General features: G+C 62.7%; 20 protein-coding genes and 2 tRNA genes. 10 read left to right on the top strand and 12 right to left on the bottom strand.

Annotation, left to right across the window (positions count from 1 at the left end; translation table 11 throughout):
• Positions 1–786 carry a D-hexose-6-phosphate mutarotase gene (locus tag AC56LV_RS16640; RefSeq protein ID WP_499559216.1) on the top strand — a complete coding sequence of 262 codons (786 nt, stop codon included), beginning with the start codon at positions 1–3 and terminating at the stop codon, positions 784–786.
• 19 nt (positions 787–805) lie between these two features.
• On the opposite strand, the gene AC56LV_RS16635 is transcribed toward AC56LV_RS16640, so the two are convergent.
• Positions 806–1,843, bottom strand: coding sequence for a carbonic anhydrase (locus tag AC56LV_RS16635; protein WP_499559214.1), 1,038 nt, complete (start codon positions 1,841–1,843; stop codon positions 806–808).
• Positions 1,844–2,067: 224 nt separating this feature from the next.
• Here AC56LV_RS16635 and AC56LV_RS16630 point away from each other — a divergent pair, with 224 nt between their 5' ends.
• The 7 genes from AC56LV_RS16630 (at position 2,068) to AC56LV_RS16600 (ending at position 8,143) form a co-directional block, all read left to right on the top strand.
• On the top strand, positions 2,068–3,012 hold the full coding sequence (locus AC56LV_RS16630) for a peptidylprolyl isomerase (protein ID WP_499559212.1): 945 nt from the start codon (positions 2,068–2,070) through the stop codon (positions 3,010–3,012).
• Positions 3,013–3,084: 72 nt separating this feature from the next.
• Positions 3,085–5,025, top strand: a complete 1,941-nt coding sequence (gene mutL, locus AC56LV_RS16625; protein ID WP_499559210.1) for a DNA mismatch repair endonuclease MutL — start codon at positions 3,085–3,087, stop codon at positions 5,023–5,025.
• Between the two features lie 8 nt (positions 5,026–5,033).
• On the top strand, positions 5,034–5,978 hold the full coding sequence (miaA, locus tag AC56LV_RS16620) for a tRNA (adenosine(37)-N6)-dimethylallyltransferase MiaA (RefSeq protein WP_499559209.1): 945 nt from the start codon (positions 5,034–5,036) through the stop codon (positions 5,976–5,978).
• Positions 5,979–6,060: 82 nt separating this feature from the next.
• Positions 6,061–6,137: transfer RNA gene (locus AC56LV_RS16615), tRNA-Met, on the top strand.
• Positions 6,138–6,196: 59 nt separating this feature from the next.
• A tRNA-Met gene (locus AC56LV_RS16610) sits at positions 6,197–6,273 on the top strand.
• Between the two features lie 271 nt (positions 6,274–6,544).
• Positions 6,545–6,745 (top strand): hypothetical protein, encoded by a 201-nt coding sequence (locus AC56LV_RS16605; protein WP_499559207.1) that lies wholly within the window; start codon positions 6,545–6,547, stop codon positions 6,743–6,745.
• An 84-nt stretch (positions 6,746–6,829) separates the two neighbouring features.
• Positions 6,830–8,143: an ATP-binding protein gene (locus AC56LV_RS16600; RefSeq protein ID WP_499559205.1), complete on the top strand. Its 1,314-nt coding sequence runs from the start codon at positions 6,830–6,832 to the stop codon at positions 8,141–8,143.
• Here the strand turns inward: AC56LV_RS16600 and AC56LV_RS16595 are convergent.
• The 10 genes from AC56LV_RS16595 to gstA form a co-directional block, all read right to left on the bottom strand.
• Positions 8,130–8,630, bottom strand: a complete 501-nt coding sequence (locus AC56LV_RS16595; protein ID WP_499559203.1) for a response regulator — start codon at positions 8,628–8,630, stop codon at positions 8,130–8,132. The two genes, AC56LV_RS16600 and AC56LV_RS16595, sit on opposite strands and share 14 nt — an antisense overlap.
• On the bottom strand, positions 8,627–9,955 hold the full coding sequence (gene nosR / locus AC56LV_RS16590) for a response regulator c-di-GMP phosphodiesterase, NosR family (protein WP_499559202.1): 1,329 nt from the start codon (positions 9,953–9,955) through the stop codon (positions 8,627–8,629). Before nosR ends, AC56LV_RS16595 begins: the two co-directional genes overlap by 4 nt.
• Positions 9,952–10,854 carry an HDOD domain-containing protein gene (locus tag AC56LV_RS16585; RefSeq protein ID WP_499559200.1) on the bottom strand — a complete coding sequence of 301 codons (903 nt, stop codon included), beginning with the start codon at positions 10,852–10,854 and terminating at the stop codon, positions 9,952–9,954. Before AC56LV_RS16585 ends, nosR begins: the two co-directional genes overlap by 4 nt.
• The gene (locus tag AC56LV_RS16580) at positions 10,841–11,650 is read right to left on the bottom strand and encodes a response regulator (protein WP_499559198.1); all 810 of its coding nucleotides are present in this window, start codon (positions 11,648–11,650) and stop codon (positions 10,841–10,843) included. The genes AC56LV_RS16585 and AC56LV_RS16580 overlap by 14 nt, the downstream gene beginning before the upstream one ends.
• 465 nt (positions 11,651–12,115) lie before the next feature.
• Positions 12,116–12,274, bottom strand: coding sequence for a hypothetical protein (locus AC56LV_RS16575; RefSeq protein ID WP_211524545.1), 159 nt, complete (start codon positions 12,272–12,274; stop codon positions 12,116–12,118).
• Positions 12,275–12,401: 127 nt separating this feature from the next.
• On the bottom strand, positions 12,402–12,734 hold the full coding sequence (locus AC56LV_RS16570) for a putative signal transducing protein (RefSeq protein WP_183556349.1): 333 nt from the start codon (positions 12,732–12,734) through the stop codon (positions 12,402–12,404).
• 14 nt (positions 12,735–12,748) lie between these two features.
• Positions 12,749–14,017: a DUF445 domain-containing protein gene (locus AC56LV_RS16565; RefSeq protein WP_499559196.1), complete on the bottom strand. Its 1,269-nt coding sequence runs from the start codon at positions 14,015–14,017 to the stop codon at positions 12,749–12,751.
• A gap of 97 nt (positions 14,018–14,114) precedes the next feature.
• Complete coding sequence (locus AC56LV_RS16560; RefSeq protein WP_499559195.1) at positions 14,115–16,073, bottom strand: AAA family ATPase; 1,959 nt, start codon at positions 16,071–16,073, stop codon at positions 14,115–14,117.
• Positions 16,074–16,606: 533 nt separating this feature from the next.
• Complete coding sequence (locus AC56LV_RS16555) at positions 16,607–17,176, bottom strand: DUF1697 domain-containing protein (RefSeq protein WP_499559193.1); 570 nt, start codon at positions 17,174–17,176, stop codon at positions 16,607–16,609.
• A gap of 1 nt (position 17,177) precedes the next feature.
• Positions 17,178–17,783, bottom strand: a complete 606-nt coding sequence (gene gstA / locus AC56LV_RS16550; RefSeq protein WP_499559191.1) for a glutathione transferase GstA — start codon at positions 17,781–17,783, stop codon at positions 17,178–17,180.
• Between the two features lie 159 nt (positions 17,784–17,942).
• Between gstA and AC56LV_RS16545 the strand changes: the two genes are divergently transcribed.
• Together AC56LV_RS16545 and AC56LV_RS16540 are read left to right on the top strand one after the other, a co-directional pair.
• Positions 17,943–18,272 carry a hypothetical protein gene (locus tag AC56LV_RS16545; RefSeq protein WP_499559189.1) on the top strand — a complete coding sequence of 110 codons (330 nt, stop codon included), beginning with the start codon at positions 17,943–17,945 and terminating at the stop codon, positions 18,270–18,272.
• Positions 18,269–19,102, top strand: a complete 834-nt coding sequence (locus AC56LV_RS16540) for an HDOD domain-containing protein (RefSeq protein ID WP_499559188.1) — start codon at positions 18,269–18,271, stop codon at positions 19,100–19,102. The genes AC56LV_RS16545 and AC56LV_RS16540 overlap by 4 nt, the downstream gene beginning before the upstream one ends.
• Positions 19,103–19,230: 128 nt before the next feature.
• Here AC56LV_RS16540 and AC56LV_RS16535 read toward each other — a convergent pair whose 3' ends face one another.
• Positions 19,231–19,638 (bottom strand): hypothetical protein, encoded by a 408-nt coding sequence (locus AC56LV_RS16535; RefSeq protein WP_183556342.1) that lies wholly within the window; start codon positions 19,636–19,638, stop codon positions 19,231–19,233.
• Positions 19,639–20,181 lie beyond the last annotated feature (543 nt).

The raw sequence follows: 20,181 nt of genomic DNA, 5'->3' as shown, positions 1-20,181 counted from the left end.
ATGGACCACATCACTTTCGGGCAACTGCCCGCGATCCGCATTACGGCGCCCGACGGCGCCACCGCCGTCGTCACGCTGTACGGCGCGCACCTGGTCTCGTGGCATGGCGCCGACGGTGGCGAGCGCGTGTTCCTGAGCGCCCGCTCGGCGCTCGACGGCAGCCGCGCGATCCGTGGTGGCGTGCCGGTCATCTTTCCGCAGTTCGCCGAGCGCGGCGACGGCATGCGCCATGGTTTTGCGCGCGTGTCCACCTGGCGCCTCGAAGACAGCGGCGTCGAAGATGGCGCGGCGTGGGCCGTGTTTGGCCTGAACGAGGCCGATCTGCCGCCAGCCATGGCAGGCGCCTGGCCGCACCGGTTCGCGCTGCAACTGCGCGTGGCCGTGCGCGCCAACGAACTGATCATGGCCTTGAACGTGCGTAACACGGGCGACGCAGCGTTCCCGTTTGCGGCGGCGCTGCACAGCTACCACCTCGTGCCGCACCTGGCCGACGTGCGCATCGAAGGGCTCGAAGCCGGCACGCTGTCGATCGCCGACAAGCTCGACGTGGTGTACGAACAGGTCGACGACACCATCTTCCTGGGCACCTGGGCGCGCGTGCTGACGCTCGAGCAGGAAGGCTTTTCCGATGCAGTCGTGTGGAATCCGGGCGCGGCCGACACGGCGGCGCTGCCGGACATGGAAGATGAAGAGTATCAGCGCTTCGTCTGCATCGAACCGGCGCAGCTGACGCCGGTGCAGCTCGAACCTGGCGCGGCCTGGGAAGGCCGCTACCGGGTCAGCTGAGCGCCGTTACATCGCGCAGTTACATTGATTCCTTGATCATCCGTCCATTGCTCGGCTGCACAGGCCGCGCATTGTACGGATACAGGCGCGAGAACAGGGCCATCTGCTGCGGCGAGGCCGTCATCGGCTGTTTCATCACGATCCACAGCACGTTCTCGGTACAGGGCGGCTCGCTGAGCGAACCCATATACGTGAAATAGTCGCGCCGCGCCGGCAGGATCTCGTTCACATTCAGCACGATCGATGGCGTCACGGTCGTCAGCTTTTCCAGCGGCAGGTTGTTCCACACGGTCTGGATCATCGGATTGGCGTCGCCACGCTCGAGCGGTACCGCCAGCACGGCGATCTTGTTGTCGTAGCTCTTGTGCACCAGGTGCACCACCATCTCGGTGCCGCGGCCATTCACGCGTTCTTCGCCCGGCCGGTGAAAGTGAAACTGCTGCAGCTCATACGTGGTGCCGCCCACGGTCAGGAAATTTCCACCCGCGACATTGACCTGCACCGTGTGGCCATTGTCGATCTCGTTGAACGAGCTCGGCTGATAGTCGAACGTGATCTGCTCGAGGTTAACCTTGATGCCGTCGCGCAGGTCGATCGGCGACTGGCGATTGCCTGCATTGCAGGCTGCCCACGCCGTATTGATCTTGGACCAGTTCTCGGGTCCGAACTCGCCGTCATAACTCCAGTGCGTGCCGTTCTTCGGTTTGGCTGCTTCGACGGCCACGGCCGCCACCATCGCCGCTTCCTTCTTGCGACGTGCGTCGGCCGCCTTGCGGGCGCGCGCGGCTTCTTCGGCGCGCAGGGCCTGCTTGGCGCGCAGCTCGGCGAGCTTTTCGGCGATGCGTACCGACAGGTCGACCTCGCTATCCTCTTCGGATTTCGCGGGCGTAGCGGCAGCAGCAGCAGGCGCAGCAGCGGGCTTGAGGTTCGGCCGAATGGACGCGATCGCAGGCTTGGCCGGCTCGGCCACAGGCTTGGCGGTCTTCGGTGTCGGTTCGTTCGCCTGTGCCAGGGCAGTGACCAGGCCCAGCGTACAAAGTGCGATCAGGTTACGCATGTGATTTTCGGATAGTTTGATTCTCTCCATCCTTTATCGGACCAGGGGCGGGTAACTTGAGTGCGCTGCGGCAACATCGGACATTTAATGTCCGGATCGGCTGGTTTGCTGGCCTGCGCGACAACACCTCATACCATCCTTGCATCACCCGCCCTGCGCGCTTTGCCCTCGATTACAATTGCCCGATACTTACAAAAGCGGCGCTGCCGCGACAGGGAGAGCAGATGCAGGCAGTGTCATCAAAAAAGAACACGATCCACGCAACCGTCGGCGCGGCACTGTGCGCGCTGCTGGCCATCGCCAGCACACACGCCGCAGCGGCCAAGGCCGAGCAGGAATTGCCGCCCAGGCTGACGGTGGCCGATGTCGTCAAGGCGTCCAAAGCGGCCGAGTGGCGCGCGCTCGATCCCGAGAACACGATGTACATCGAACTGCCAACAGGCCGCGTCGTCATCGAACTGGCGCCGCGCTTCGCGCCGAACACGGTGGCCAATATCCGCGCGCTGGTACGCGAGCGCTACTTCGACGGCTTGTGGGTGATGCGCGCGCAGGATGGCTTCGTCGTGCAATGGGGCGACCCGGATGAAGAAAAGCCGCGCCCGTTCAAGGCCGCCAAGACCGTCGCCGCTGAATTCACCGTGCCGTACACGAAGAGCGACACCTTCACGCGCCTGAAGGAACGCGACGTCTACGCGCCGCAGGTCGGCCACGTCGATGGCTTTCCCGTTGCACGCAATCCGGCGACCCGGCAAACCTGGCTGCCGCACTGCTACGCAATGATTGGCGTGGCGCGCGACAATGGTGCCGATACCGGCAACGGCTCGCAGCTCTACACGGTGATCGGCCACGCGCCGCGCCACCTGGACCGCAACATCACGGTCGTGGGCCGCATCGTGGCCGGCATGCCGCTACTGACCGTCATGCCGCGCGGGACCGGCGCTTCGGGCTTCTACGAGAAGGCCGAACAGCGCACGCCGCTCGCCAGTGTGCGTATGGCAGCGGACGTGCCGCCCGCCGAGCGCAGCAAGCTCGAAGTCATGCGCTCGGACAGCGCTGCGTTCCAGGCCGTGATCGACGCCCAGCGCAATCGCGGCGGGCCGTGGAGCAAGGTCGCGGCCGGCGCGATCGACCTGTGCAACGTGCCGATTCCCGTGCGCGAGCAGCCCTGAAGCGACTGAGGCGGCGGCCCAATTTGCAGCCGGGGACGATCCGGCGCTTTTTGGGCGGGCTATAATCTGCGGATGAACGCCCCTGCCCCGACCATCCGCCCCATCCAGCAGCTTCCCGACCAGCTCATCTCGCAGATCGCCGCCGGCGAAGTGGTCGAGCGGCCCTCGGCCGTCGTCAAGGAGTTGCTGGAAAACGCGCTCGACGCCGGTTCGACGACGATCACCATCCGCCTGGAAGAAGGCGGCGTCAAGCGCATCGCCATCACCGACAACGGCCGCGGCATCGCGCCCGAGCAGCTGCCCCTCGCGCTGTCGCGCCACGCAACGTCCAAGATCGCTTCGCTGAGCGACCTGGAAAACGTGGGCACGCTGGGCTTTCGCGGCGAAGCGCTGGCCTCGATTGCGTCCGTCGCATCGGTGCGCGTGACCTCACGCACGGCCGACGCCGCCCACGCGTTCGAGATCGTCGGCTCGCACGAAGGCGTGGTGGCGCCATCGTCGGGCGCCTGCGGCACCACGATCGACGTGCAGGACCTGTACTTCAATACGCCGGCGCGGCGCAAGTTCCTCAAGTCCGAGCAGACCGAATACGCCCACTGCGCCGAAGTCGTGCGCCGCATCGCGCTGTCGCGCCCGGACGTCGCCTTCAGCCTGTCGCACAATGGCCGCACGATCGACCACTGGAACGTCAGCGAAGCGGCCAAGCGCAGCGCCCACATCCTTGGCAACGATTTTGCCGAGGCGCGTCTGGCGCTCGACGAAGCGGCCGGTCCGCTGCACCTGCATGGCTACGTCGGCCTGCCGACTGCCTCCAAGGCGCGCGCCGACGGCCAGTTCTTCTACGTGAACGGGCGCTTCGTACGCGACAAGGTGCTGGTGCACGCGGTCAAGGCGGCCTACCAGGACGTGCTGCACGGCGACCGCTTCCCGGCCTATGTGCTGTCGCTCGACCTCGACCCGGCGCTGGTCGACGTCAACGTGCACCCGTCGAAAACCGAGGTGCGCTTTCGCGACAGTCGCGCGGTGCACCAGTTCGTGTTCCACGCGGTGCAGCGCACGCTGGCGCAAACGTCGGCCACCGCGCACGGGAGCGTGCCGGGGCCGATGACCGCGGCCGAAGTGCGCCCGAGCGGCACGCCGCTCTGGCAGTTGTCGCAATCGCCAGCGCAGCCGCAGCAGCGCCCGCACGAGCAGACCTCGTTTGGCGCGCAGCTGACGCAGACCTTCTCGCCATCGCCGTACGCAGCGGGCAGCCGCTGGGACGATGCAGCCACGGGTGGCGGCGTGCCCCAACGCCTTGAAGCCTACGGCGCGCTGTTTGCATCCGACGCGGCCAGCAGTTCGTCTGGCACTGCGTCGAGCCCGGCGCCGATGCCGGTACCGATGACGGCGGCCGACAAGCCGCTGTCGAACGACGACTTCCCGCTCGGTTTCGCGCTGGCCCAGCTGCACGGCATCTACATCCTGGCGCAAAACACGCGCGGCCTGGTGCTGGTCGACATGCACGCGGCGCACGAGCGCATCCTGTACGAGCAGATCAAGAATGCACTCGACGCCCAGGCGCAGGGCCAGGAAATGCAGGTGCAGGCGCTGCTGATCCCGGTCACGTTCTACGCCGACGCGATGGAGGTCGCCACCGTGCACGAGCACGCGGAGACGCTGGCAACGCTGGGCTTTGACATCGCGGCCCTGTCACCGACGACGCTGGCAGTGCGCAGCGTGCCGACGCTGCTCAAAAACGCCGACGCGCAAACGCTGGCGCGCGACGTGCTGCGCGACGTGCGCGAATTCGGTGGCTCGCGCGTGCTGATCGAACGGCGCAACGAGCTGCTGGGCACCCTGGCCTGCCACACGGCGGTGCGCGCCAACCGCATCCTGAGCCAGCCCGAAATGAACGCGTTGCTGCGGCAGATGGAAAGCACCGAGCGCGCCGACCAGTGCAACCACGGCCGCCCAACCTGGGTGCAGCTCGAGATCTCTGCGCTCGACAAGCTCTTCTTGCGCGGCCAATGATGGTGGACATGAACCAGCCGCTGGCCGTGGCCATCATGGGTCCGACCGCTTCCGGCAAGACCGCGGCCGCCCTGCGCATCGCGCAAACGCGCCCCGTCGAAATCATCTCGGTCGACTCGGCCCTGGTGTATCGCGAGATGGACATCGGCACCGCCAAGCCCACGCCGGCCGAACTGGCCGCCGTGCCGCATCACCTGATCGACATCCTCGATCCGCTCGATGCGTATTCGGTCATGCAGTTCAGGAACGATGCGATCCGCCTGGTGGCCGAGATCACGGCGCGCGGCGCGCTGCCGCTGCTGGTGGGCGGCACGATGATGTATTTCAAGGGCCTGGTCGAGGGACTGGACGACTTGCCGACCGCCGACGTGGCGCTGCGCGCCGCACTCGACGCGGAGGCGGCGCGCATCGGCTGGCCTGGCATGCACGACAAGCTGCGCGTGCTCGACCCCGTCACCGCCGACCGGCTGGCACCGAACGACGCCCAGCGCATCAACCGCGCGCTGGAAATCATCGAACTGACCGGCAAGCCGATGTCGGCGCTGCTGGCGCTGCGCACGAAGCCCGTGCTACCGTTCAGGCTCGTCTCGTTTGGCCTGGAGACCGATGACCGCGCGGTCCTGCACAAGCGCATCGCGCAGCGCTTTGACGCCATGCTGGGCCAGCGCGACGACAGCGGGCTGGTGGCGGAGGTGGCGCGGCTGCGGGCGCGCGGTGACCTGTCGCCGCTGCTGCCGTCGATCCGCTGCGTGGGCTACCGCCAGGCCTGGGATTATCTCGACGGGCGCATCGACCGCGCCACGCTGCGCGAGACCGGCATCATCGCCACGCGCCAGCTGGCCAAGCGCCAGATCACGTGGCTGCGCGCGATGCCGGACCGGATCGTCATCGATTGCCTGGGGCCGGATCCGGCCAGCGCGATGCTGGCGCACCTTGCGCTGTTGGAAAAATGACATGCGCGGCGACTATTTGTGACCCACACGCACCTGCGATCTTGACAGCCATCCACTCACGCCGGATAATACTTGCCGTTGCGGTGATATAGCTCAGTTGGTTAGAGCACAGCACTCATAATGCTGGGGTCGGTGGTTCAAGTCCACCTATCACCACCAAAGATTTCAGGCGATGGCCTGGCTCCAACGAGTCAGGCCATTTTGCTTTTGCCCGTTCCGGTGATATAGCTCAGTTGGTTAGAGCACAGCACTCATAATGCTGGGGTCGGTGGTTCAAGTCCACCTATCACCACCACAGATTTAAGGCGGATGGCCTGGCTCCAACGAGTCAGGCCATTTTGCTTTCGCCCGTTACGGTGATACAGCTCCGCTGATTCGAGCACAGCACTCATCATGTTGGGGTCGGTGGCTCAAGTCCATCTGTTCAAATTGCGGAAGCCGCTCCGCTACAATAGCGCCGGCTTCCGGTGCCTGCAAACGTCCCACGCCATTGGCCCAGCCATCTAATTATCCGGTCACAGCGCAGTGACCTCGGGTGCAGTACCGGCGATAACACGGAACACTCGGTGTCACTACCGCTGTTGTGTCTGACCAGTGCACTTGCCGGACACATCAGCAATCGACGATTTTTCGGCCACGGCAGCAGTGCTGTATTGGAACAATTGCGCATCGTGCAGGGCTTTCTGCTGCCATCCCGCGACGTGGCGGCGCACCTGGGCAACCCGCATCTGTCAGCAAAGTTTATTTCTCGCATGCCCCCTTCCTGATGGTCCATGCACGCTGAATTGACGTATAGTTCTCTTGAGAAATATCTGTTTGAAAGCGGGCCAGCATCTTGAAAGGTGGTCGTCATGCAATTCGAAGAGTTTGATTTTTCCAGCACGCAGTCTGCGCGCGTCCTTGCCAATCCGTCGGAGGAAGCGTCGCCACCACAACGATTCCAGTACCTCGTCGACAATACGCCGGCGATCATCTACTGCACCGTGCCCAGCGGCGACTTCAAGATGACGTTCGTCAGCAACAACGCCGTCCATGTGCTCGGCTACCGCCCCGAGCAGATGCTGGCCGATCCGAATTTCTGGTTCGACCACATCCATCCCGACGACGCCCCGCATATTTTTTCCAGCCTGGCACTCATCTTCACACAGGGCCAGCGCAGCTATGATTACCGGTTCCGCGCCCACGACGGCAGCTATCTGTGGATGCACGATACGCTGCGCCTGATTCGCGACGAGAATGGGGTGCCGCTCGAAGTGATCGGGTCGCTGACCGACATCACGCTGCGCAAGCAAATGGAAGAAGACCTGAAGATCAAGGGGCTCGAACAGCAGGCCTTGATCGCCGAGTTACGCAATGCTCACGAGCAGCTTCTGCAATCGGAAAAGATGGCATCGATCGGCCAGCTTGCGGCAGGCATTGCGCACGAAATCAATAACCCGGTCGGCTTCGTCAATTCCAATATGGGGTCCCTGAAAACCTACGTCGAGACGCTGCTCGACGTGATCGACCGCTACGAACTGGCGGCGGCGCCGCATCCGCAGCTTGCCGCGCAGATGGCCGAGGTGCGCAATCAAGTGGACCTGGCGTTTTTAAAAGGCGATGTGGTCGACCTGGTGGGTGAATCAATGGACGGCCTCAAGCGGGTCAAGGACATTGTGCAGGCGCTCAAGGATTTTTCGCACGTCGGCGACGCGGTCTGGCAAGTAGCCGACCTTCATCAGGGCCTCGACAGCACCCTCAACATCGTCGCCAACGAAATCAAGTACAGGGCGCGGGTGGAAAAACATTATGGGGACATACCCCCCATCACGTGTCTGTCGTCCCAGCTCAACCAGGTGTTCATGAACCTGCTGGTCAACGCAGCGCAGGCGCTCACGGGCGATGGCGTCATTTCGATCCGCACCGGCGGGTCCGGCGGCTGGGTCTGGGTCGAGGTGAGCGACAATGGCAGCGGGATCCCGCCGGACATCATGAAGCGGATTTTCGAACCTTTTTTCACAACCAAGCCGGTCGGCAGCGGCACTGGCCTGGGATTGTCACTGTCGTATGGCATCGTCAGCCGGCATGGCGGCCGCATCGACGTTGCGTCCGAGCCAGGCGTCGGCACCCGCTTCACCGTGCACCTGCCGGTCACCCCGCCCCAGCAGACCGCTACAGCAGGATAGCGCCGTCGGCGTTGCGCCGCACGTGCAGAATGCCGGGTTCCTCCGCCTCCAGCCGCGCAGCCTCGAGCTCTTGGGCACTGGGCGCAGCGGCTTTTGCTGCCACCAGGCGGGCGCGCAGCGCCAGCGCCAGGCGCACGTTTTCTTCGAGCTCGACCGGGCTCCATGGCTTGAGCATGAATCGGAACGCCTGCGCCTGATTGATCGTGTGCAGCATGGTGTCGAATTCCGCCGACGCCGACAACATGATGCGCACGGTATCCGGCGCCACCTCCTTGAGCGCTTCCAGCAACTCCGCACCGTTCAACTGCGGCATCCGGTAGTCCGATATCACCAGGTCAACGTCGCATGTGCAGATATGTTCCAGCGCCGCCATCGGATTGGTGAAGGCGTCGATGTGCAGCTGTTCGTGCTGGAACAGCAGCCGCAACGCGCGCTGCAAGGCATTCAGCACCTGTGGATCGTCGTCGACCAGTAAAATCCTGCTCATGCTGCCCCCGTTGGATTGTGCACCCATATCGCGAGGCGGCAGCGCGCTTTTTGCTCGAAGTCGCGCACGTGCGCGATGATGCGCGCGTCGAGCACATGGTCGGCCGACAACAGCATCAGGCCGTCGCGGCTGACCATGTCGCGCGCCAGCACCATGCCGGGCACCAGCTCGGTCGACAGCATCTCCACCCCGGCACCGATTCCCATGTCGCTGTTGTTCACAACCTGCCGGAACGCGGCCACCACTTGCGGATCGTAGCGCTTGCCCGCAGCATCGAGGATCAACGTGACTGCCTCGTCGGCGCGCAGATGGCGCTGCACCATGGCGCCCTGCTGCAGGTTGTAGTAATCGACTGCCACGGCGAGGATGCGTGCCCCGATTGGAATGGCGAGCCCGGTCAGGCCATCCGGAAAGCCATTGCCGTCGAAACGCTCCAGCTGGCTGCGCAAGATGACGGCGCTGCCGCGTAAGTCTTCCAGCGGCATCAAGAGTTCTTCGGCGCGCACCGGATGCCTGCGAAACAGGCCCAGCGTCTCGCCCTGCAATGCCGTGAACGGCGTTTGCAACATGGCGTCGCTCAGGCCGATCTTGCCGATGTCGTGCAGCAGTGCGGCAATTGCCAGATCCTGGCTGTCGCGCGTGTCGAGGCCCAGCACGGCGCCCATCTTGCGCGCGAGCTCGGCAATTTGGCGCGTATGGCCCGGCAGGTTGTGGGCCCGCTGCTCGATCATGCTCGAAAAAATCTTGATCGTGACGACAAAATTGTGGCGCAGCTTGGCGTTGGCGGCGATGGTCGCGGCGTGCTCCAGCTTCAGCAGCCGGGTGCGCTCTTCGACCTTCGCCTCGAGGCTCTGGTTGAGCGCGCGCAATTGGGCATTTTGCTGCACCGTCAGTGCTTCAAGGCGCACTTTTTCCTGCTCCAGCTGGCGCCGCTCGAGTACATCGCGCAGCACCATCAACAGGTCACCGTCGACCCATGGCTTGGTGATGTAGCGACAGATTTCGCCGGCATTGACGGCGTCCTGGATGGACTGGACTTCCGAGTAACCGGTCAACAGCAGTCGCATGGTGGCGGGCCAGGCGGCCCGTGCGGCTGCAAGAAACTGTGCGCCGTTCATCTGCGGCATGCGCATATCGGAAATGATCACGTCGACGGCTTCTTGCTGCAACACTGCCAGCCCGGCGGCACCGCTGTCAGCAACCAGTACCTGGTAGCCATTGGCACGCAACAGCCGCCGCAGCGACGACAGGATGTTGGGCTCATCGTCGACGCACAGCACTTTGGGCTGCGACGCAGGTGACGGGGCGGACGCCAGGGCGCTCATGGCGTCAACACCTGGCACAGCTCCCCAAACAGGGTCACCATCTCGCCGCGCACACGGTCCCAGTCATCGTCTGGCACCGGGATCATGAACGGCAGCACACAGGACAGCGGCGCCAGCGATCCGCCGGGTGCATCGACAACATGGGCGAGCGCATTCGCCAGACCAATGAGCACCGTCAGCGCAGGCTGCGCAGCGTCGCCTGCACATTCGTGGTGACCGGCGACCGCGGCGCCGATCAGGGCGGGGAAATGCCAGTGCGCGGCCAGTGCACTGCCGATGCGTGCATGGTCGATGCCGAGGACGGCATTTTCCGCAAACAGCAGGCTGCAATCGTTGTCACGGGCAAACCGTACCACTTGCAGGTATTGCTCCTGGCACTGCGTGGCGATGACCAGCCTGCCGATATCGTGCAGCATGCCTGCGATGAAAGCGTGCTCCGGATTGAGCTGCATATACGGCGCCAGCACGCGCGCGCACACTGCCGTCGCTGTGGCATGGCGCCAGAAGCCCACCAGGTCGAAAGCAGCATCGCGGTGCGGCGCGAAATTGCCGATGATCGAGCACGCCGTCACCAGGGTGCGGATGCTGGCAACGCCAATGATGGACACTGCCTGCTGCACCGTCACCACTTTGCTCGACACGCCGTAAAACGATGAATTGGCAAGCCGCAAAATGCGCGCCGCCAGGGCGGCATCGAGCGTGATGCGCTCGGCCAGTGTATGGATATCGATGTCCTCCTGCTGCATCGTCGCCTGCAGCTCCATCACCAGCTGCGGCAGCGACGGCAGTGCGCGCACGCGGTCGATATAGTCGCCCTCCAGCGCGGTGGCACAGCCAGGCGGCGTCAGGCCGGACGGCCCGGCACACGGTTCGGTTCGGATCGGGTCAGCGCGATTCATGTGTCTGCCTCGGGACGAAGGTGAGCAGCGTGCCGCGCGACGCCGAGCGTTCACCCATCGGATAGCGGATGATGTCGTAAGGGTTGTTGTGAATGTCCTGCGCCTGGCTGGCTGGCCTGGCCAGGTGCACATCTTCGGCGTCGCCCAGCACGGCGACCTGCGCACCGAACAGGCGCCTGGCGCAGGCGTTGGCAAAGGCAATCATGCCACTGTCATCCACGCCGACCAGGGCCAGCGGCAAATGCTCCATCAGATCGCGCGCCACCTCGAGGGCTGTCTCCTCAAGGCGGATTTGCTCCTGCTTCTCGAGCAACAATTGCTCCAGCTTGCGGTTGGCGCTGCGTATTTCCAGATGCAGGCGCTGGTTATCGTCGGCAATTTCCTTGATTCTGAAACCTTCGGCGATATGCCCGCGCAATTGCGTATCGTTCCAGGGTTTGGTGAGAAACTTGAAGATCGCCCCTTCATTGACCGCATCGGTCACGGACTGCAGCTCCGTGTAGCCAGACAGCATGATGCGGATCGAGTCGGGACAGAGCGCACGCGCCCGGCGCAAAAAATCCACACCCAGCATGCCGGGCATGCGCTGGTCGGAAACGATGACATCGACGCAGTGCTTCGACAACACCTCGAGCCCGGCGGCCCCGCTGTCGGCGCAAAACACCTCGTAGCCATCGCGCCGGAGCAAGCGCTTCAGCGCCGCCAGGATATTCGGTTCGTCGTCGACCAGCAACAGGCGCCGGTGCGGAGCAGGCGAACGCAACGCTTGGGGTGGAAGGATGACAGGAGCGATCATCGGCGTGCTCATCGGGATGCGCCGGTGGCGGACACGCGGGGCGGCGCGAGTGCACGGGATTGGATGCAGCCACTGGCCAAAGCCAGCGTGAAGGCTGGTCTGGTTGCAGTATTGTACCTAGCTGGCATGGCCTGTCCGCCTGACAAAAAACGGTTGGGTGAAATCGGGTATTGCCATTGTCGCGACTTGATTATGCGCTCAGTTGCAGAAAAAAAACATTCTTAAGAAAAAATTTAATTACCAATGCATATGGTCGCGATCGATGGTGATAACTGGGCCACCACTTCGAAGCGACCGTCAGATCTGGTCAGCAAACCGAGGGTCAGGTCTGACAAACGGACACAAGCTCAGCCGTAGTACCAGAGCGTCGAGGCTTGCCGACAAAGCCTTTTCCACTCAACAAAAAGCCGCTACATCAAACGATGCAGCGGCTTCTTGTTGGGCCGGCACTGCTTTGGCTCGGCCTCAATGCTTCTTGCCCCCACCCGAGACCTTGTTCTCGGTAGCCCACGCGCGGCGCTCTGCTTCCTTCTTTCCGACGCCCTTCTTCTCATACCCTTCTTCGATATGTTTGACCTGGCGTTTCTGCTTGTCGGTGTACGACGATTTATCACCCTGCGGCATGATGATTCTCCTGTCAGCAAATGCGTTGGCCAGCCGGGATGACCGGCCACGACAGCATTAGCCTACGCCGCTGCAGGTGCGCGTTTTGTGCGCCAGACCACGGATGCCAGCACTTGCTCCAGCCACGTCAGGTCGGCGTGCGCCACTCGCCATCCGGCGCATCCTCGTCAAGCGCAAAGTCGCCGCGCGCCAGCGCCAGCAGCACTTCGTGCGCCGCCTGCACATGCTCGGCCGGGACCAGGAGCCGCACGCCGCCCAGCGCAGGGGCCAGCAGCAGGTCGGTCTGCATCAGGTGCGCGTCGGCCAGCATCGCCGGGATGCCGGATGCTTCCAGGCAGCCCTGCGCCAGCGTGGCGTCCACGGGAATCATGTAGCGGGCCACGACGTACAGATCGCGCTCGGGCACGGCTTCGATGTCGGGGTGGGCGGCGAGCCAGTCGTTCAGGGAGAGCGTGTGCATCCGGGTTCCTTGGCTTAGCGCAGCAGTGCGGGAAGGTGCGACAACAGGTACAGGACCACGCCAATCATCCCGCCCACGATGGTGCCGTTGATGCGGATGTATTGGAGGTCCTTGCCGATATTGAGTTCGATCTGGGCCGACATCTCGCGGTCGTCCCATTGCTTGACGGTGTCGGCGATGTGCCGCGTGAGGTAGCCTGCGAATTCGGGCGCCACGCCGCGCGCGGCGGCTTCGAGGTTCTCCTGCAGCGACTGGCGCAGCTGCGGGTCGTCGCCCAGCGCCTTGCCGATCCAGGCGCCCATGCCGATGATGCGGCGGCGCATGCTCGAATCGTCGCTGGCCAGATCGCGCTTGAGCCATACCTTCAGCTCGGCCCACAGCGAACCGACGTAGCCATTGAACGTGTCGTCTTCGAGCAGGTAGCGCTTGACGTCGTCGGCCTTGGCGATGAAGTCGGGATCGGCCTTCATGCGCTCGATGAAATCGGCCACGTTCTCGTCGAAGCGTTCACGCAGCGGGTGCGCGGGGTCGGCCGCGACCTTGTTGAGAATCCCCGAGGCCAGGCGCACGGCGATGTCGGCGCCCTTGCGGCCAATGAGTTCGGACGGCAGCATGCGTTCGACCAGCGCGTAGTCTTCCTTGAGCCAGTCGACGATGCCACCCGCGATGGCGCCCTGGGTCTCGGTGTTGTCCAGCAGATGGGCGAGCTGGCGGATGCCTTCGTCGAGCAGTTGCTGGTGGCGCCGGCCGCGCGTCAGGCTTTCGAGGATGGCGCCGCCGGATTTCGACAAGTCGACGCTGCCCACCATCGTGTGCACCGCGCGCCGGATGACGTTCTGCACCGGTGCATCCTCGATGAAGTCGAGCATGAAGGTGGCGGCGCGCACCAGGTGCGCGCCCATCAGTTCGGTGTTGGCGGGTTTCGCCAGCCAGTCGGCCAGCAGTTGCACCGGGTCGTGGCGGCGGATCAGCTTGAGGATCGACTCGGTGTCGAGGAATTTTTCGCGCACGAACAGCGCCAGGTTGTCGGCGATCTTGTCCTTGTTGCCGGGGATGATGGCCGTGTGGCGCGAGATGATCGGAATCGGGATGCGCTTGAACAGCGCCACCACCGCGAACCAGTCGGCCAGCGCGCCGACCATGGCGGCTTCGGAAAACGCGCGCAAGAGGCCCGTCCACCAGGTCTGCGGCAGCACCAGGCTGACCACGAACAGCACGGCTGCGCCGACGAAGAAGCCGAGGGCGATCAGTTTGGACTTGCGCAGTTCGTCGTACTTTTGCATGCGGGGCGGCCCGGCTGTGGCGATGCTGCCATGCTAGCCGACTTTGCCCGCGCGTGACGCGCCGGCTGCCTTCAGCGCACCAGTGCCAGCACCCGCCTTACGCCGCCACTTCTTCCTCGCACAAGGTCAGCTTCGCGCAGCGCTGTCCGTGCAGCTGCGGCAGCAGGAGTTCGCTGCGCTCTTCCAGCAGTGCAAACACCTCGTCTTTCGACAGCACGTACTGCTCCAGCAGCGTGTCCTTGAGCGACTCCATCATCAGCTTGTAGTCGCGGATCGCGTCCAGCGTGTAGCTGTACAAGGCGTCGGCCTTTTCTTCTACCAGCCGCACGGTGTGCTCGCCGCCGATATCCTTCTGCAACTGGCTGTAATCGATCTTCGAGCGCGAATACATCGACAGGCGGCTCACCATCAGGTTGAGCATCCTGGTGATCTTCTCGATGTCGTTCTGGCTGCCCACCGAAATACCGCGCGGGCCGTAGAACATTTCTTCGGCCGCGACGCCGCCGTACAGGCCCACCACGTCGCGCTCGAGTTCTTCCAGCGTGCGCAGCGACATGTCTTCGCCCGATTGCAGCACATAGCCCAGCGCGCCAATCTTCGACACCGCTTCGGTGCTGATCTTGAGCAGGTGCGAGCGTTCCTTGACTTCAGCCAGCGTCAGGCCCTGGCGCAGGAACGGGTCGATCTGCATGAAAAAGTGGCCCAGCTCGTGCAACGCGATCCGCTCGCGCTGCTTGTGCTTGTCGAGCGTCGTCGCGCGGTCGGTCAGGCCGATCGTGGCGCGCTCGTAGGCGCGGAACAGCAGGTTCGTGTTGATGATCGTCTTTTCCTGGATCGACAGCATGCTGGCGCGTTCGACCACGGTTTCCAGCAGCGCCGGGCTCAGGTTCTGGGTGATCTCGGCGACCTGGTCCAGGTTCAGGTCGTTCCAGTCGACGAGGCCATCCTTCTTGCGCGACAGGAAGCTGCGCAGCAGTTCGCGGCGCTCGGCCTTGTTCGGCAGGCGGAAGTTGATCTTGACCGAGAAGCGGCGCAGCATCGCTTCGTCCATGTCGGTCGAGCTGTCATCGAAGTTCGAGGCGACAATCCAGATGACGCCCGCGCCCTTGTCGCTTTTCACGCCGTCCAGCAGGCCAAGCATCGTGTTGGCGGTGTCGTCTTCCCATTTCTTTTCGCTGCGCCCGCGCGGCATGAAGAGGCTCTGCGCTTCGTCGAGGAAGATGATGCACTTGCCCTTGGCGCAGGCCTTGCGATGCAGGGCGTTGAGCGCCTTGGAGCCGCCGCCGACATAGCCCGATTCGAGCGCCGAGCCGGACGCCGAAATCATCGGCAAATTCAGGCGCTTGGCCAGGTAGCCCACCAGCTTGGTCTTGCCGGTGCCGGCCGGGCCGGTGAGCATCACGTTGAACGGCTTGTCGATATTGTGCGACTGGTACTCGGCGCGGTTGCGGATCATTTCTTCCAGGTGCAGCACTTCCTGCTTGATGTCGTCCATGCCGATCAGATCATCCATGCTGCCCTTGAGCTTGTCCGGGGTGATGACCGATGCGCTCATGCCGGTGCCCGGCATGCCGAATTTGATGAGGTACAGCACCAGCAGCACGATCGCGATATTGAAGGCGTTCTGCTTGAAGAAGGCGCCGGCGCGCGCCAGCGTGCTTTCGCCCTCGTCCATCACGGCTTCGTGAGCTGCCAGGAAGTCGTCCTTGGCGATCGAATACGGAATCGCGTTCTTGAGCAGCACTTCGCGCTCGAGCGACAGGTGCGAGGTGCTCGGGACCTTGACCACGTTCAGTGCTGCCGAATCCTTGAACTTGTAGATATAACGCGGCGCTTCCGACAGCGGTTTGGCAATCAAGAGGTATTCCAGCCGGGCTTTCTGGCTGGCCAGTGCGGTAATCTCGGCGATGTTCTGCGAATGGACCACCGGGCGCGCGTCCTGCGGCACATTGGATTTGAAGATCGCCAGCGTGACCAGCATGCCCATCAGGATGACGGCAAGGATGCGGACGTAGACGTTCTTGAATGCAATCTGAAGACGGGAAAAATTGGGCATAAGGTGTACTCGTCGAAAATGCGTACAGCAAAGAGAGACTGGGGTGCCATGCCACCGGTAACAGTGGCCGGTGTCGGCAAAGGGCCGACGAATTCGAGGTGTTGCAGCTTGCTTTTTGATGCTTTTCGGCAAGGGAGTAAGAAGACTATACCTTCAAAAAAAACTGCCGGAAATACCAAAAAGTCAAAAACGGACGCGATTTAAGTCGAATGAAAGTCTTGATAAGAGAATTGATTATCCGACTGACAGCATTCGTGATGAGTGTGTCAAATAAATCGGACATTCTTGCGAGAATGGCATGATGAAATGCCTGGAAGATGACTGTCTATATTGCTGAGCGCTGCATATTTACCACAGTCAACTTTTCAGACTGCATGCAATATGGCGTTATTGGTATCGAAAGTGATGGCTATTTCTGCAACTGCTCAGCAAATCCCAATAAGCGCGCGCCGACTGAAAAACCAGCCGGGCAAAGTCGGGCAATACAGTGTGTTCCACCAAAGGCGGCAAGTGCTTATTCGGCCAGGCGTCGGTTAATCGGCGCCAGTGCGGCACAGGCCATGCAACTTCATCATCGTATTCCAGTTGCGCGACGTGGTGCCATCGCCCAGCCGCTTGCCGAGCGCCGCCGCGGCTGCGCTGTCGAGCAAGCCTTGCGGACACCAGACGTAGACAGCGTGACGTCCAGGCGCCATGCGCTCGGGCGCCCAATCCTGGCCGCACAAGTCGGCCGCCAGCGCGCGTTGCGGCGCACCTGCCAGCAGGAAGACGAACAGGCGCGCATGGTCGGTAGCCACGTGCAGCAAGGGGTTGTCGTCAATGATCTCAGCCACTTCATCGCATGCAAACACGAACACGCGCGCACTGACATTCAGGTGCAGGGCGATGGCCGCTTCGATCTGTTGCGCCGCATCGACGGGTGGGATAGCGGCGTCGAACACGATATTGCCGCTATTGAGCAGACTGCGCACGCCCGTATAGCCGAGGTCTTCGACCAGCTTGCGCAGGTCGGCCATCGCAATGCGTTTGGCCCGGCCAACGTTTACCCCGCGCAGCAGGGCAATGTAGCGCAAGCGCGGCGCCGTGTCGGCCCCTGCCCCCATGTTACTGCAACCCTTCCTGGCGCAACGCTTCCTGCACCGCGGGCAGCGTTTTGATGCGCGCATGATAGGCCTGCAATGCCGGCCAGCTATCCAGCGAGAAGCTGGTGAACCCCACCCAGTTCAACACGGTAAACAGATAGGCATCGGCCACGGTGAACCGGTCCTCGATGAGGTAGCCGCCGTCGCCGATCTGGCCAGCCACATACGTTAGTGGCGCGGCCAGCGTGGCCCAGGCGGATTCCTTGGCCTCGCTCGACGCGCCCGGTGCGAAGATGGGCGAAAAGCGCTTGTGCAGCTCGGTCGATGTCCACGCCAGCCATTCCATCGACTCGTAGCGCTCAAACGTGCCGGGAGCAGGCGCCAGCGCGCCTGCCGGGGCCTGGTCTGCCACGTATTGCAGGATGACCTGGCTCTCGGTGAGCAGGTGGCCATCTTCCAGCGCCAGCGCCGGCACATAGCCCTTGGGATTGATGGCCCGGAAATCTTCGCCGCCTTCGGTCAGCTTGGTGCGCAGGTTGACGCGCTCGCTGTCAAATGGCAGGCCGGAGGCGATCAGAGCGATACGGGGCGCGAGCGAGCAGGCGCCGGGACTGAAGTAGAGTTTCACGGGGTTCCTGAAAATAATGATGGATGGCAAAAGCCTACAGCATTTTGGCGACGCGCTCCAGCCACAGGCGCTGCGGCATGAACGCGACATATTGCGTCGCCGTCGTGATCTGCCCGCACACCGGTGATACCATCTCCTGAGTATTGAATGGAGGAAACTATGAGCGACGATCACGACCTGGTCCCGGTGACCAGCGCCCTGCCGGGCATGATGCTGTCGGATGAGCTACTCGACAGCCAGGGCCTGGTGCTGCTGGCCAAAGGCACGATCTTGAGTGAGGCGATCATCGCATCGTTCGCGCGCCATCAAATCGACATGATCCCGGTGGCGCGCGTCGAAGCGCACCGCGCGCCGGATGCGGCTGCGGTGCAAGCGCGGCTCGACACCCTGTTCCGCCGCCACGACCGCGACGACGACAACGACTGGGCCGGCAACCTGCTGCGCCGCTACGTCGAGGATTACCGGCTCGAGCGGCAGGTGGCGCCATGACCCTCGATGAATTGACGGCCGGCCTGGACGACCTGCCCTCGCTGCCGGCTGTCGTGATGGAGCTGCTGGGCAGCATCGACCAGGAAGATGCCGATCTGGCCTTGCTGGCAAAAAAGGTGGCACTCGATCAGGCGCTAACTGCCAAAACACTGCGCCTTGCCAATTCGTCGGCCTTTGGCTTGCAGGTCAAGGTCACGACGATTCAGCAGGCATTGACGTTCCTGGGCGTGCAAGCCACCCGCAACCTGATCATGGCGGCATCGATCACCGGCTGCTTTCCCAGCGGCCGCTGCCCGGCGTTCAATGACAAGGCGTTCTGGCGCCTGTCGATCGCCACCGCCGCCTGCGCGCGGGTGCTGGCGCGGCACATGCACTTCAATCCGGATGTGGCGTTCACGGCCGGCCTGTTGCACGGGATCGGCCGCCTGGTGCTGGTGACGCGTTACCCCGAGCAATACGACGCCGTCCTGCGCGAATGCGAGCGCGTCGATGGCGATCTGCTCGAGACGGAGCGCGCCATGCTGGGTGTCGATCATGTGCTGGCAGGCCGGGCGCTGGCGGAGTATTGGCAATTTTCGGACACGCTGCGCCAGGCCATCGCATTCCACGGCCAGCCGGAGATGCCGGGTGCGGGTTTCCTGGCCACCATCGTGCATGTGGCAAGCGCGGTCGCGCATGCGCTCGATCTGGCAGGCTATGCGCACGAAGTGGTGCCGACGATGTCGAGTGTCGCCTGGACGGCGCTGGGATTATCCGAGGAAACATGGTTGCAGGTGTTCCGCGAGACGGAGCTGCAATTTGAAGAGATGACCGCCATCCTGTTGGCGTAAGCCGCAGGACGGAATCAACTGGTGGGAATCAGGTAGTACGAGGAGAATTGCTGTGCGGCGCCACTCAGGCAGCGCCGCGGCACGCCAACAACGAAGGCATGACAGACACGTCTGCCATGCCCACGATTTCAGTGCGCATAATTACCGGTTTTTGGCGTCACGTCGCCCGACTGGTTTGCCTGACCCTGTGCTGGCTGGCCTGCCTGCTGGGCTGCTGCGGCAGCGGCGGCTGCTGCTTTTTCTTCTGGCTTTGGACGGCCTTGTGCATCCGACAGACGGTACTTGGTGCGGCGATCGCCCATCAGGTCACGCAGGTCACGGATGCTCATGCCCGTCACTTCGTGCATGCGGATCAGCAGCGACGCGCCAACCGGCAGACGGTGGTGACGAATCTTGCTGATCACGGGTGGCGCCACCTCGAGCATGCGCGACAGCGCAGCGTCGTTCTTCAGTTGCATCTTGCCCAGCAGAATGTCGAGTAGATGGTTCGGGTTGTAACTCTCTTGCGACGACAGAGCGTGATGTTGTTGTGCCATGATATTACCTCACGAGTTGGTTAAAATAGTTCCCTTGTGAACCTTAGTAGAAGACAACATGTCTTCAACATAAGTTCCCGGAACGTGTTCAGGAATTAAACAGGGCGAATCTGAGTAGTTCCTTAAGAATTCCGGTCCTGCCGTGCACTACGTCGTTTCTGCAAGCGCACTTGTCTTTCAAACAAATTATGGCGGCGCACGCCGGACTGAGGCCGACCCTGCGCACGTGACTCCTTGTCAGAAATCAAGCTAACGTATGGAAAGCTTGTCACGTTTGCATTTCAGCACATGGGGGCACATTGTGGCGCACGCAAGAGATTTCCCTGATAAATTTTTCCAATCAGAATGATGATGGAACTCTTTGATTTACATAGAGAAAGACTTGGTGCATACGATGCCATCGCGAGGCAAAAATAAAGTATGTTCGCTAGCGGACATTTAACATTGTAAATAAAACGATAATTACTTTAGGTAAGGAAACTAAGCATTCCGTTCTGAATGATCCGTTCTTTCCTGTCCGTGTTTTTATCGGGTCAATACCGA

Source organism: Telluria sp. RB2R28 (assembly GCF_059685835.1).
Note: the sequence above shows the minus strand (reverse complement) of the source record. Positions and strands in the feature narration are given on the sequence as shown.